This window comes from Flagellimonas amphidinii (assembly GCF_013090115.1).
GTDB lineage: Bacteria > Bacteroidota > Bacteroidia > Flavobacteriales > Flavobacteriaceae > Flagellimonas > Flagellimonas amphidinii.
On sequence record NZ_JABFNN010000030.1, the window covers coordinates 202,609 to 217,125 of the forward strand.

At 39.5% G+C, this 14,517-nt stretch carries 11 protein-coding genes; 3 read left to right on the plus strand and 8 right to left on the minus strand.

The window, feature by feature from the left end; genetic code table 11:
• Window positions 1-144 precede the first annotated feature (144 nt).
• The gene (dgt, locus tag HJC33_RS07575; RefSeq protein WP_171658207.1) at window positions 145-1,503 is read left to right on the plus strand and encodes a dGTP triphosphohydrolase; all 1,359 of its coding nucleotides are present in this window, start codon (window positions 145-147) and stop codon (window positions 1,501-1,503) included.
• Here the strand turns inward: dgt and HJC33_RS07580 are convergent.
• Both HJC33_RS07580 and dxs read right to left on the minus strand, forming a co-directional pair.
• Entirely contained in the window at window positions 1,500-2,558 is a 1,059-nt protein-coding gene (locus tag HJC33_RS07580) for a DUF3078 domain-containing protein (protein ID WP_171658208.1), read from the minus strand. The genes dgt and HJC33_RS07580 overlap by 4 nt on opposite strands.
• Window positions 2,549-4,351, minus strand: a complete 1,803-nt coding sequence (dxs, locus tag HJC33_RS07585) for a 1-deoxy-D-xylulose-5-phosphate synthase (protein ID WP_171658209.1) — start codon at window positions 4,349-4,351, stop codon at window positions 2,549-2,551. The genes HJC33_RS07580 and dxs overlap by 10 nt, the downstream gene beginning before the upstream one ends.
• A 59-nt stretch (window positions 4,352-4,410) precedes the next feature.
• Between dxs and HJC33_RS07590 the strand changes: the two genes are divergently transcribed.
• Window positions 4,411-4,860: a nucleoside deaminase gene (locus HJC33_RS07590; protein ID WP_171658210.1), complete on the plus strand. Its 450-nt coding sequence runs from the start codon at window positions 4,411-4,413 to the stop codon at window positions 4,858-4,860.
• Window positions 4,861-4,913: 53 nt separating this feature from the next.
• Here HJC33_RS07590 and HJC33_RS07595 read toward each other — a convergent pair whose 3' ends face one another.
• The 4 genes from HJC33_RS07595 to aspS form a co-directional block, all read right to left on the minus strand.
• The gene (locus HJC33_RS07595; protein WP_171658211.1) at window positions 4,914-5,108 is read right to left on the minus strand and encodes a cold-shock protein; all 195 of its coding nucleotides are present in this window, start codon (window positions 5,106-5,108) and stop codon (window positions 4,914-4,916) included.
• A gap of 79 nt (window positions 5,109-5,187) precedes the next feature.
• Window positions 5,188-5,451, minus strand: coding sequence for a hypothetical protein (locus HJC33_RS07600; protein WP_171658212.1), 264 nt, complete (start codon window positions 5,449-5,451; stop codon window positions 5,188-5,190).
• 1 nt (window position 5,452) lies between these two features.
• Window positions 5,453-7,234 (minus strand): chloride channel protein, encoded by a 1,782-nt coding sequence (locus HJC33_RS07605; RefSeq protein WP_171658213.1) that lies wholly within the window; start codon window positions 7,232-7,234, stop codon window positions 5,453-5,455.
• Window positions 7,235-7,290: 56 nt separating this feature from the next.
• Window positions 7,291-9,039, minus strand: a complete 1,749-nt coding sequence (gene aspS / locus HJC33_RS07610; protein ID WP_171658214.1) for an aspartate--tRNA ligase — start codon at window positions 9,037-9,039, stop codon at window positions 7,291-7,293.
• A 353-nt stretch (window positions 9,040-9,392) separates the two neighbouring features.
• On the opposite strand from aspS, the gene HJC33_RS07615 reads away from it, so the two are divergent.
• Window positions 9,393-9,740, plus strand: coding sequence for a toxin-antitoxin system YwqK family antitoxin (locus tag HJC33_RS07615; RefSeq protein WP_171658215.1), 348 nt, complete (start codon window positions 9,393-9,395; stop codon window positions 9,738-9,740).
• Window positions 9,741-9,810: 70 nt separating this feature from the next.
• Here HJC33_RS07615 and HJC33_RS07620 read toward each other — a convergent pair whose 3' ends face one another.
• Together HJC33_RS07620 and HJC33_RS07625 are read right to left on the minus strand one after the other, a co-directional pair.
• The gene (locus HJC33_RS07620) at window positions 9,811-13,320 is read right to left on the minus strand and encodes an efflux RND transporter permease subunit (RefSeq protein ID WP_171658216.1); all 3,510 of its coding nucleotides are present in this window, start codon (window positions 13,318-13,320) and stop codon (window positions 9,811-9,813) included.
• 15 nt (window positions 13,321-13,335) lie between these two features.
• On the minus strand, window positions 13,336-14,511 hold the full coding sequence (locus HJC33_RS07625) for an efflux RND transporter periplasmic adaptor subunit (protein ID WP_171658217.1): 1,176 nt from the start codon (window positions 14,509-14,511) through the stop codon (window positions 13,336-13,338).
• Window positions 14,512-14,517 lie beyond the last annotated feature (6 nt).

A 14,517-nucleotide genomic window follows, 5' to 3' on the forward strand; every position in this document is an offset into this window, starting at 1 on the left:
AGAAATATGACAAAAATGCCATTATAAATCGGCACAAAGGTTAATAAAATGTTACCAAATAGCGAGTTTAAAACAGGAATAATTTAGGTAAGCCGAAAGCGAGATTTATCTTTTGGTATATCTTCGCCATTAAATAGACCTACTATGGATTGGGAACGGTTACTTTCCTTGAAAAGACATGGGGATACCCACAAAAGACTTCGTAAAGAACAGCAAGAAACCCGTTTGGGTTTTGAGGTGGATTATGATCGTATAATTTTCTCGTCTGCCTTTAGGGGTTTGCAAGATAAGACCCAAGTAATTCCCATGCCTATTAGTGTAGGTTCCAACAGGGATTTTGTGCATACTCGGCTTACCCATAGCTTGGAAGTCTCGGTTGTTGGTAGAAGTTTGGGCCGTATTGCCGGTCAACAGATTTTGGCCAAATATCCCTATTTGTCAGAAATCCATGGGTATCATTTCAATGATTTTGGAGCTATAGTTGCAGCTGCTGCACTTGCCCATGATATTGGGAACCCTCCTTTTGGCCATAGTGGCGAAAAAGCCATTGGCAATTACTTTGAACAGGGCAAAGGAAAAAAATACCAATCGGAACTTTATAACGAGCAGTATCAAGATTTGATTGATTTTGAGGGTAATGCCAACGGGTTTAAACTACTTACAGAGTCTAGGAACGGAGTTCCGGGCGGATTGCGATTGAGCTATGCCACTTTGGGCGCTTTTATGAAATATCCAAAGGCTTCATTGCCCAAAAAACCATCCAAACATATTGCCGATAAGAAATTTGGGTTTTTTCAATCTGAGAAGAATTTTTTTCTGGAAGTAGTGGAAGAAATAGGATTGGTCAATAATCCAAAAAATGATGGAATAGGTTTCTTCAGGCATCCTTTGACTTATTTGGTGGAAGCAGCAGATGATATTTGTTATACTATCATTGACTTTGAGGATGGAATAAATTTAGGTCTGGTTCCGGAAGAATATGCGCTCGAATACCTCATCAATTTGGTCAAGGATAACATCAACATCAAAAAATACAATGCAATGACCAATTCTAGTGATAGATTGAGTTATTTACGGGCATTGGCCATCAACACGTTGATTACTGATGCAGTAGATGTTTTTGTCAAGTACGAATCAGACATTTTGGAGGGGGAATTCAGTTCTGCCTTATTGGACAAAGGAAAGTTCAAGGCGCAAGTGGATGACATCATTAAGTTAAGCGTAGAGAAGATTTATCAATCCCAACAAGTTATTGATAAAGAACTGGGAGGTTATAAAATAATCTCAGACTTGCTGGACATCTACACTTCGGCACTGGTAAATACCAAAGAAGGAAAGGATACCAACTACGATAGATTACTTATAAAAAGTCTTCCAGAAAATTATAGGAAAACCAATGCTTCGCTCTATGACATTTTGCTCAACACTTGTTGTTTTGTGGCCAGTCTTTCAGATAGTGCCGCAGTGCATATCCACAATAAAGTGATGGGCAGGCAGATTTAAAATGCGTAGGTAAACCCTACGCCGAGCAATTGTTTAAATTGAATTCTGGAAATGCCAGGATTAACAATTGTACCATCATCGGCTACCACTTCATCAAATTTTATATCATCATCAAAGATGATGTGGGTTCCTATGTTGGCATTGATATATTGATTGACCTTTAGGTTAAAATTAAGTTCCCAATCCACATCAATATTCCCAAAACTTCTGATGTAATCGGTATATAGATTAAGCCGATGGTTCATCAACACATTGGTTATTATCTCTTTTTCCCATGTGTTGGTGATTAAGAAACCAAGCTCCAAAAAAAGATTTTCTCCTTTATTTACCCCAAAAGCACCTTGGCTGGAAAGTATTTCATCCAACACAAAAGTAGATTTCATGGTAGCGGGGGAGATATATAGGTTGAATTTTTTCTCAGCCGGGATGTAAGAGGTTCCCAAACCAAAGAAGAGATATCCGGGAGACATAAATCTAGAAATGGGATTGTCCCGGTCTGGGTATTTAAAACCGTTTGAAAATTGAGTGTTAAAGTTGGCTTTTACAGAATAATACCAATTGGTAATGGTATCCTTTCTAAAACTGATGGTGGATGACAATCGTATCTGATCATCCGTTTTTCTGAGCTTTCTCCCCTCTTGGGCGTTAAGACCATATCGCAGTTGTGCCTCATTGTTCCAGTTGAGGTATCGGAACTTATAATTACGGGCTAAACGCAAATTTGCCAGCGCAGAAACCGAGTTGTCACCCCCCGCGTTCCAATTGACAAAGGCAACTTCATTGATGTTAAGGCCAAATTCATTGACTTTGTCCCAAAAAGATGTAGGCACAAAACGCTTGTACCACCTTTGAAGTGGTTTCACCCTGTTCAAAACAGTTCTAGGGTCAGTCAGCTTAGCACTTCGCGTCAAGTATTTTAGTTTGACATCTTTTATGCGTACCACTTTAAAACCAGTTTCGGTGCTGTCTGGTTCAAAGGCTTGGATACGGTTTATTTGTGCATGGGCGGAATAAGTAATGGTTAGAAATAAAGTTAAAAAACAAATTATTCGCATTGGTTTAAGGTTGATTGTATATAGGAATGAATTGTATCAAAATCTATACCAGCTATTGCATGGGTTTCCTCTATTGTTCCATGTTCAACAAACTTATCGGGCACTCCAAAAATTTTAACAGGTTTGGTAAAGTTTTCTTGGTTGGTAAACTCCAAAATTGCAGACCCAAACCCTCCGGTGGCACACCCATCTTCTACGGTGATAATGTGCTCATATGCATTGAAAATGGTTCTCAAGTTTTTTTCATCCAAAGGTTTCACAAAACGCATATCATAGTGTCCAATAGCATCTGGTTGGTCTAACTCGTTCAAAACATTGGTGACCATATTTCCAATATGTCCAATGGTCAAAACGGCGATTTTGGTTCCTTTTTTTAGACATCTGGATGTTCCCATTTCAATAACTTCAAAATCATTTTTCCAATCCAGTGTAACTCCCCTTCCTCTGGGATATCTAATGGCAAGTGGTCCAGATAGTCCAAGTTGAGCTGTGTACATGATGTTGCGCAGCTCTGCCTCGTTCATGGGAGCAAAAATATTGAGGTTGGGGATGCACCTCAGATAGGCCAAATCGAATACCCCATGATGCGTTGGACCATCCTGACCCACAAGTCCAGCCCGGTCCAAGCAAAAAATTACTGGGAGTTTTTGAAGGGCCACATCATGAATAACCTGATCATAGGCACGTTGTAAAAATGTCGAGTAGATGTTGCAAAAGGGGATAAGTCCTTGAGATGCCATTCCTGCTGCCAAGGTTACGGCATGTTGCTCGGCAATGCCAACATCAAAAGCCCGATCCGGAATTTGTTGCATCATAAACTTTAGAGAACTCCCTGTGGGCATAGCGGGGGTAATGCCTACTATTTTTTGGTTTTTTTCGGCCAATTCAACAATGGTATGTCCAAAAACATCTTGATACTTTGGAGGTAGTTCTATTGTTGGTTTCTTAAGACGTTCTCCGGTGGAAGCATCGAATTTGCCAGGAGCATGATACACCACCTGGTCTTCTTCAGCTTTTTTGAGCCCTTTACCTTTGGTGGTGATAACATGCAGTAGTTTAGGGCCTTTTATTGTTTTTAATCGTTGGAGTTCTTGGATTAGTTTCGGTAAATCATGCCCGTCAATAGGTCCTGAATAGTTCAAATTGAGACATTCAAAGATGTTTTCATCTTTTGCAGTCCCTGCTTTTACATTAGTGAGGTATTTTTTTAGGGCTCCCACGCTGGGATCTATACCGATGGCATTATCATTTAAAACAATGAGCACATTTACATCTGTTACACCTAAATGGTTCAGGCCTTCAAAAGCCATTCCACTGGCAATTGAAGCATCACCTATCACAGCAATGTGCTGTCTGGAATCCTCACCTTGTAGTTTGGATGCCATGGCCATTCCCAAAATAGCAGAAATTGATGTGGAACTATGTCCGGTTCCAAAATCATCATATTCACTTTCACTACGTTTTGGAAAACCACTAATGCCCCCAAGTTGGCGATTGGTATCGAATATTTCTTTTCTTCCGGTCAATATCTTGTGACCATAAGCTTGGTGTCCTACATCCCAAATAAGTTTATCATTTGGTGTATCAAAAACATAATGCAACGCAATGGTAAGTTCCACCACACCCAAACTGGCTCCCAGATGACCTTCTTTGGTGGCAACAATGGCAATAATAAATTCTCGAAGTTCTTGAGCAAGTTGGGGCAACTTATCTAAAGATAAGCTCTGGAGGTCTTTTGGTGAGTTGATATGTGATAAAAGTCTTTCCAATGGAACAAAAACAAAAGTACCCATTATCATCAAAATTATTTTATATGTAGTTTAGCTACTTCAATAAAATCCCATTAAAAATTTTGGAAAACCCTTTTGATGATACCTACTTTATGAAAAAAGCCTTGCAAGAGGCTGAAATAGCTTTTGAGAAAGGAGAGGTTCCCGTAGGTGCAGTGGTTACTGTAAAAAATAGAATTATAGGGCGGGCCCATAATCTTACGGAACGATTGATGGATGTAACCGCCCATGCCGAAATGCAAGCTATTACAGCGGCTTCCAATTTTTTGGGAGGTAAATATTTGCACGGTTGTACACTTTATGTGACTCTTGAGCCTTGTCAGATGTGTGCCGGGGCACTCTACTGGAGCCAGATTTCCAAAATAGTGTATGGAGCTGCAGATTTGGAAAGAGGTTTTAATGTGATGGGAGGACATTTACATCCTAAGACTGAGATTGTAAGTGGAATTTTGGAGCATGAAGCATCTGAAATGCTCAAGCGTTTTTTTATTCAAAAACGGAATTTGAACTAAATAAAAAACCCTGACTGCTGCCAGGGTTAGTTCAAAATCAAAATAAAATATTGTTATCCGATTACTTGCACTTGTGCAGCAACCACTCCTTTTCTTCCGTCTTCTTCTTGGTATTCTACTTTGTCACCTTCCTTTAATTCTACCCCGTTCAATGCCGTAACATGAACAAAGATGTCCTTTCCTGTGTCGTCGTTGGTAATGAATCCATAACCTTTGGAATCATTGAAAAATTTTACTGTGCCAGTCATTTAAAAAAAAATTGTTAAAACACTAAAGTAGGGTATTTTGGGTATTGATAGATGAATTAAGCTTTAAATCTTAAGAAAATTATTGATTTTCAGTTTTTTTCCGCTCCCTAGCTTGCATTTTCTTAATATTCTCCTTGGTCAACATATAATCTTTCATATTCTTCCCTTTACTTTCTTTATATAGAAAAAGCGGCATAGCCACTAGAAAGAGTCCTATGGTGCCCAATCCAATATACTTGTTGCCTTCCTTGGTTTTCTCTTCTTTAATGTTGAAACCGTAGGTTATAGAGCCAAACGAAATCAAGACAATAAGTACAATAATATGTTTTAATTTGATTTTCATTTCAACGAGTGTAATTGATCAATTTTCTTCTGTAAGCAGTTAATAATTTGGATTTTGAGATAAAACCAAGGTATTTACCATTCTTGATGACCGGTAAATTCCATGCTCCACTATCCTGAAACTTCTGCATTACCTGTTTCATATTGTCGGTTTCATAAAAAATGTGCTCTGGTGGGGCATGCATAATGTTTTTTACAAAGACTGAATCATACAGTTCTGTGTTGAACATAAAATCCCTGATATCATCCAAAACAATAATACCCATTAATTTTTCTTCATCGTCCAATACGGGGAAAATGTTTCTTTTGGATTTGGATACAGATTCATAGAGCATTTCTCCCAAGGACATTTGAGGATGCACCGGCTTAAAGTTTTTTTCAATAACATCATCCATTTCCATAAGGCCAAGGACCATATGATCTTTATTATGTGTCAATAGAGCCCCGATTTTTACCAGTTCTTTGGTATAGATGGTATAATCTAGTGCATTTTTGGTCATCAAATAAGAAATGGCCGCGGTAATCATTAAAGGAACAAAGAGTTGATACCCTCCGGTGATTTCAGCTATCAAAAAAATGGCGGTCAATGGTGCATGAATTACTCCAGCAATCAATCCGGCCATACCAATAAGCGTGAAGTTGCTCTCTGAAACATTAAACCCCAACCCTAAGTTATTGATGACTTTTGCCACCACATTGCCCAAAGCGCTGCCCATGACCATAGTTGGAATGAAAATTCCTCCAGCACCGCCAGCAGCAAAGGTGGTGGTCATAGCGATTGCCTTAAAAATGGTAATTCCAAATAAGAGGGCAATGACCACCCAGATATTTTGAGTGTAGGCATCAAATGGGGTTTTGCCCAAAGCTTTTAGATGGTCACCTTCCAACAAATTATTGATAAAAACAAAACCTTCACCGTAAAGAGGGGGAATGGCATAAAGCATAATACCGATGGCAATACCACCGACCAAGAGTTTGTACTTTGGGCTTTTAAACCGTTTGAAGAAGTTGAAAATGGCAAAGTACATTTTGGTAAAGTAGATAGATGAGAAGGCAGTGCCAACACCCAACAAAATGTAAAAAGCGGTGTCTTTTAGTTGAAATCCTTCGGACAGGGAGAAACTGAAAAGCACTTCGTTGCCTAAAAAGAAATAAGAGGTCAGTACCCCAGAGATGGAAGCCAGTAACAAGGGAAGCACCGATAACATGGTCAAATCCAAGGTAAAGACTTCAACTGCGAATATAATTGCTGCGATGGGCGACTGAAAAATTGATGAAATAGCCCCGGCGGAAGCACAAGCAACCAATAAAGAACGAGTCTTGGCATCAATATGGAACAAACGGCTCAAATTGGAACTTAGGGCAGAGCCAGATTTTACTGCTGGACCCAACAAACCTACAGAACCCCCAAAACCTACTGTTAATGGAGCAGCTATCAAAGGAGTATAAATATCTTTAACCCTTAACAACCCTTTCTTTTTGGATAATGAAAATATGATGGAAGAAACCGCATGTTGAATAGGTTCCTTATGTACAAATTTCACGTAGAGAAAAACCAGGGCCAATCCTATTGTTGGCAGGATGAAGTATAATTGATTCTCTGAAAAAACAATTCCCAGTTTTAAAAGCGATTCTATAAAGTAAGTGGCGTTTTTTAGGGTTACTGAAACAAGACCTGCCAAAAACCCGATGACCACGCTCATGATATGCACAAAAGTCTTGTTGGAGATATTTTTGTATCGCCATTTCAAAAATTTGCGAAGAAGCCTCTTAGAATCTGGCATGAGGTCAATGTCTACCTAAAAATATTAAAAATCCCGCTCAAGGCGGGATTAAAAAGCTACAAGTCCAATTTTAAATGGAGTTCCTTCAGTTGTTCTTCATCGATAGTAGCGGGCGCATCAATCATCACATCCCTACCGCTATTGTTTTTGGGGAAGGCTATAAAATCCCGAATGGTTTCCTGTCCACCCAAAATAGATACCAATCTATCTAGGCCAAAAGCAATACCACCGTGTGGCGGCGCACCGTATTGAAAGGCATCCATGAGAAAGCCAAATTGTGCTTTGGCCTCTTCTGGAGTAAAGCCCAAATGTTTGAACATGGTTGCTTGAATCTCTTTATCATGAATACGAATGGATCCTCCGCCAATTTCATTACCATTCAAGACTAAATCATAAGCATTGGCCTTTACTTCACCCGGACTGGTTTCTAAAAGTTCCATTTGTCCAGGTTTTGGCGAGGTGAAAGGGTGGTGCATGGCATGATAGGTGCCAGTTTCTTCATCCAGTTCCAACAAAGGAAAATCGACAACCCAAAGTGGTGCAAATTCATCCGATTTACGTAAACCCAATCGTTCTGCCAATTCCATACGAAGGGCGCTGAGCTGCGCTCTAGTTTGATTGGTGTTACCAGAAAGCACACAAATTAGGTCACCAGTTTTGGCTCCAGTAACTTCGGCCCATTTTGCCAAATCTTCTTGATCATAGAATTTATCCACAGAAGATTTGTAGGTGCCATCTTCATTGCATTTTACATAGACCATGCCTTTGGCACCTACCTGTGGTCTTTTTACCCAATCTATGAGTTTGTCAATTTCTTTGCGAGTATACGAAGCTGCTCCTGGCACTGCAATTCCAACTATCAATTCGGCAGTATTGAATACATTGAAATCTTTATGTTGCGCTACGTCGTTCAGCTCCCCAAACTGCATTCCAAAACGGATATCTGGTTTATCATTACCATATAAACGCATGGCATCATCAAAGGTCATCCTGGGAAATGTATCGATTTCAACCCCTTTGATTTCTTTCAACAGATGTTTGGTAAGCCCTTCAAAGGTATTTAAGATATCTTCTTGCTCCACAAAGGACATTTCGCAATCAATTTGAGTAAACTCTGGTTGTCTATCTGCCCTTAGATCTTCGTCCCTAAAACATTTTACTATCTGGAAATACTTGTCCATGCCACCCACCATCAACAATTGTTTGAAGGTCTGGGGGGATTGTGGAAGCGCATAAAACTGCCCCTCGTTCATTCGGCTGGGCACCAAAAAGTCACGTGCACCTTCAGGAGTGGATTTTATCAAATATGGAGTTTCCACTTCTATGAAACCTTCATCAGAAAGGTACTTTCTCACCTCCATGGTCACGTTGTGTCTAAAAATAAGATTATTCTTTACCGGATTCCTTCGGATGTCCAGATAGCGATATTTCATGCGGATGTCCTCACCACCATCAGTTTCATCTTCAATAGTGAATGGCGGTAATATAGAAGGATTAAGTATGGTAAGTTCTTTCACCAATACTTCGATATCACCAGTTGGGATTTTTGGATTTTTGGAAGCTCTTTCTATGACTTCTCCTTTAACTTGAACCACAGTTTCGCGTCCAAGCTCCCTAGCTTTTTCCAATAGCGTTTGAGTGGTACGATCTTGATCAAATACCAATTGTGTAATTCCGTAGCGATCACGAAGATCTGCCCAAACTACAAAACCTTTGTCCCTGAGTTTATGAACCCAGCCACTTAAAACGACCTCTGAACCCATATCGGATGCCCTTAGTGCACCACAAGTATTGCTTCTATACATGAATTTTTGTTCTGAAGGGCAAATTTAAGGGGAATAGCAAAATTTATTGCTAGTTATACAGATTTTCTGTGCATCCATAATTTTTTAGAAACAAACCAATCAAGTTGTAATTAACTTTGAATTAACATTTAATTTACATTAAAGAGATGTATGGAAGAATGGCCTTAAAAAGTCGACAAGTGGTCATATTTAAAATTAGTCCATAGAATTATAATTAGCTGTTAATCAATATTTTATATTTTCAATGTAAATTTAATGTAAATTAAATGTTATGTAAATATTGATTTAACGTAAATTATAAGTAACTTTGTATGAGATAAGTACAGAAAATAATTTTTTTAAACCCATATATTATGAAGAAAGCGATATTTTTTATGGCAGTAATGTTTTCGGTTTATATGTATCCGCAAGATACTGAACCGACTTTGGAAAAAGTGGGGAAAATGGTAAAAGCTACATATTTTCACGAAAACGGTGAAATAGCCCAGACCGGCTATTTATTAAAAGGAAAGTTGCATGGACAGTGGTTCATGTACAGTGCAGAAGGAAAGAAGATTGCCTCTGGCAAGTATGAAGAGGGAAGGAGATCTGGTAAATGGTTCTTTTGGGAAGGCCAGATTTTAAAAGAAGTGGATTTTGTTGACAATCGAATTGTAAATGTGAAGAACTGGAATCAGTCTGAAGTGGTTGCGATTCAATAATGCTCAAAACAAGTATTCACAAAAAAGCCCGGCCATTTGGCTGGGCTTTTTTTATTTCATCTAAAAAGAATTAGGCAGCAATACCTAAGGGCTCTTTTTTAGTTTCCTCCTTTCGGGCCCTGTTTTTTCTGATCCTAACCTTAATTCGATACACCAAGGTGAATAGAATAGGTACCACGATCAATGTTAAGAATGTGGCCACCAATAGACCATAAATTACTGTCCAGGCCAATGGTCCCCAGAAAATAACGTTATCCCCTCCAAAGTAAATCTTAGGGTCAAACTCACTCATCAAGGTAAAGAAGTTAATGTTGAATCCAGTAGCCAAGGGAATCAATCCTAAAATTGTTGTGATAGCTGTCAACAAAACAGGACGTAGCCTTGCCTTACCACCTTTTACAACTGCTTCAAAAAAGTCTTTAGGATCAAGCAGATCATCTTCATCCATTTCCAGTTCTACTTTTTTCCTATCGATCAATAGCTGTGTGTAATCCAACAATACCACACCGTTGTTCACTACAATTCCGGCAAGAGAGATAATACCCATCATGGTCATCATGATGACAAATGCGCTACCAGTTGCAACAATTCCACCAAAAACTCCAATCAAACTCAAGAATATGGCCAACATGATGATACCAGGTTTGGACACAGAGTTAAATTGGAAAATCAATATGAAGAAAATCAACCCAAGACCAGTAAAAAATGCACCCATCAAGAAAGCCATTTGTTTGTTCTGTTCTTCAATCTGGCCTGTATAATCAACTTTGATGTCGGCAGGAAGCTCTGTAAAACTGGCCATCTCATCCTGAATTTTGCTCACAATGGCACCCGCATCAGTATAGCCAGGGGCGAGAGCAGAATAAACGGTAACCACTCTTTTCACATCTCGGTGCTTAATGGCACTAAATCCAGAACTGTTTACCTGTTTGGCAACTGCAGATACCGGAACTTCCATGGTTTTTCCTGTATTCTGATCTTTAAATGTGATGTTTTGGTTGAAGAGCGCACTAGTGTTATACCTGTTGTCTTTATTGAAACGCACATAAATATCATAATCCTCACCATCTTCCTTATAGATACCGGCTTTGGCACCAAAAATGGAGTTTCGAAGCTGTTGGCCGACTTGTCCAGTGGCAACACCTAGTTCACCTGCTTTCTTACGGTCCACTTCTACCAACATGGTAGGTTTGGATTTGTTCACATCTATTTTGAGCTCATCAATCCCTGGTATGTTTTTGGAGTTGATGAAATTTCTCATTTTTTCTGCTGCATTGATCAATGCGGAATAGTCATTGCCTTCCAATTCAATGTTGATGGGATACCCTGCAGGTGGTCCCACAGCATCCTTTTCAACAGAAATGGCAACTCCAGGATATATATCTTTTAGGGCTTCTTGAACCTTTTTCAACAATTCGTTACTATCCGCACCTTCTCTGAACTTGTATTCGCGCATGGTAGCTGTGATTTTACCTCTGTTTGGCATCTCAGCAGAAGAACCACCATCTGTTTGAGGATTACCAGCTCCTTCACCAACTTGGGAAACTGCACTTTCAGTAAGGAAATTGAAGTCACCGTGCATGTAAGCCTCTTCGTTGATGACATTATAAACGCGCTTTTCAATAGCATCGGTAATTTCATTGGTCTTTTTGATATCGGTTCCTTCTGGATATTCGATATAGACAATGATTTGATTGGGCGTATTGTCTGGGAAGAACTCTACCTTGGTTCTCTGACTTCCCACGGATGCTCCAAAGCCCATAAAGGCAATAAGCAATAACACAAAGGTTCCAATGGCAATGAAAATAGGTTTTCTGCCTGATAACGCATAGCGAAGGGTCTTTTCGTAGAACTTTTCCCATTTAGGCAAAATTCTATTCTGAAAACCGTTGGCCCAGCCTCTTAAAGCAAGCCTGTAAATCCAAAGAAGGATAGCAGTAACTACCATTAGAGTACCCAATGCTCGATAACTTCCTCCAAAGAAAATAATCAATAAACCAATTGCGGTTACAATACTGGTAATTCTGATAATCTGTTTCAGCGGCATTTCTTTATCTTCTGTGGTCATATATCTGGATACCAATACTGAGTTAAAAAAGATGGCCACAAATAATGAAGATCCAAGAACCACAGATAGGGTAACTGGGAAATAAATCATGAATTGTCCCATAACCCCCGGCCATAATCCAAGCGGAACAAACGCAGCAACAGTGGTCAAAGTGGAGATAATAATTGGGAAGGCTATTTCCCCAATCCCCTTTTTGGCTGCTTCCATTCGAGACATACCTTCTTGGTCAATAAGTCGGTATACATTTTCAACCACCACAATACCATTGTCCACAAGCATTCCAAGACCCATGATGAGTCCAAAAAGAATCATGGTGTTCATGGTATAACCCAAAGCATTCAGAATCATGAGTGACATGAACATGGACATAGGAATTGCAAAACCAACAAATAGGGCATTTTTAAAACCTAAGAAGAACATCAGAACAGTCACTACCAGAATGATACCAAAGATGATGTTATTGACCAAATCATCTACCTGACCTATGGTCTTGGAAGATTGATCATTGGCAATGGTAACAGTCAAGTCTGGAGGGAATACATTTTTAACCGCATCGTCCACAATTACCTGAATCTGTTCTGCAGCTGCCACCATGTTTTTTCCTGAACGTTTTTTCACATCCAACATTACAACAGCGTGACCAAATTCTCTGGCATAGGTGGTTTTGTCTTCTTCCTTAAAAGTAACTTTTGCAAGATCTTTTAGGTAAATAGGGTTGTTGTTTTCAGATTTTACCACAAAGTTTTCTAAATCCGAAGGCTTGTCAATTTCCCCTACAATACGAATGGTTCTTCGTTGCCCACTGGAAATTAGGTTGCCAGCAGATGTGGTCATGTTTTCTCGATTGATGGCATTGATGATATCATCAAAACTGACCTTTGCAGCTGTCATTTTATAAATGTCAACGGCAACTTCCACCTCTTTTTCTTGCGCACCCCTAATGTCTACTTGCTTAATTTCTTGCAAGCTTTCAATTTCATCCTCTAAATACTCGCCATACTCTTTGAGTTTTTCCACTGGGTAATCTCCGGAAATATTGATATTGAGAATGGGCATTTCTTCAGAAAGGCTCAGGTCAAAAACATTGGGCTCTACTTTGGCACCATTAAATGTGGGCCAATCTTCACCCGCAGTCTGCGAATCTACCTCATCCTTTACTTTTTGTTTGGCAGCCTCAACAGAAATGTTCTCATCAAACTCGACGGTAATAATGGAATAGTCCTCTTGTGAAGTAGAGGTGATTTCCACTACATTACTTACAGTTTTCAACTCATCCTCTAAAGGGTCAGTTATCAATTTTTCAATATCCTCGGCGGTATTTCCAGGGTATACAGAACTGATATAGATTTTAGTTTCCTTTACTTCTGGGAAGTTTTCCCGTGGCATGCTGAAATAAGCCGATGCACCCAAGAACAGAATCACCGCAATCAAAACATACATGGTTGTTTTGTTGTCAATGGCCCAGGACGACAGCTTAAATTCTTTGTCTACACTTTTCTTTTGTTTGCTCATACCTTAATCTTTTGGCTATTCACCGTTCATGATTTTTACTTGCTGACCTTCTTTTACGCTACGTGCACCTTCATCGATGATTCCATCGCCACTTTTGATGCCGGAAAGGACTTCAACATAATCGCCTTGTGTTTTCCCAGTAGTGATGATGGACTTTTCAGCAACGGATTCTGAAATTGAGTCAGTTCCAACAAGGTATACATATTGTTCACCTTCGGCATTTTCTGAAACAATACTCTGAGGGATCAAAATTGCACTCTCGTTGGTATAGTCATTGATCATAACCTTGGCCGTTAGGTTAGGTTTAATTTTTCCTCCGTTGGTCGGCACAGGGATTTCAACGGTAAATGATCGGTTGTTTGGATTGATAAAGTTTCCGGTCTGTCTGATTTTGGTCTTCACGCTATCACCCAAAACAGGAAAATATACTTCTACATCTTTACCTGGGGTAACGTTTGGTAAATGACTTTCTGGAACTTCAACTTCAATATACATATTGGATAAGTTCACTATTCTGAAGACTTCCGAGCCAGCACCTGGAGCCACCACAGTACCTTGATCTTTGATTACATCGTCAATGATGCCAGAAAATGGTGCTCTAATACTGGATTTAGCCAGTTGACTTTCCATTTGTTTTACGGCGCTCTCTTGGGCTTCATAATTGGTTTTGGCCTGTAGATACTGTATTTCTGAACCAATGTTTTGTTCCCATAGTCTCTTTTGACGCTCAAAAGTTGTTTTGGACAACTCAGCTTGTGTTTTCAATTGTGCCAATTGGCTAGAAAGTCCACCGTCATCAATGGAAGCCAATAATTGGCCTTTGGACACTTTCTGACCTTCTTTCACATAAACACGGTACAATGTGCCGCCCATCTCAGGATAGATCAACACATTTTGCTTTGTCATCACATCTCCTTGAAGTTCTAAATAGTGATTGAAATGCTGAGGTTTGGCCTGTATGGTTGTTACCAAAGGTAATTTGGCACTGTCATCCAACTGGGCTATCGCAGAATCGAGGGATTTCAATTCCATTACCAAAGCTTTTTGTTCTTCAGCAATCTCCGACCTTTTGGCTCGAATGGCTTCTATATCGTTTCCTGCGATTACGTTTTCAACAGAATTTTTACTGCCACCTCCGCAAGAGGATAAAATAACTGCTGCTAGCACGGTTATATATGTTATTTGTTTCATGATGAT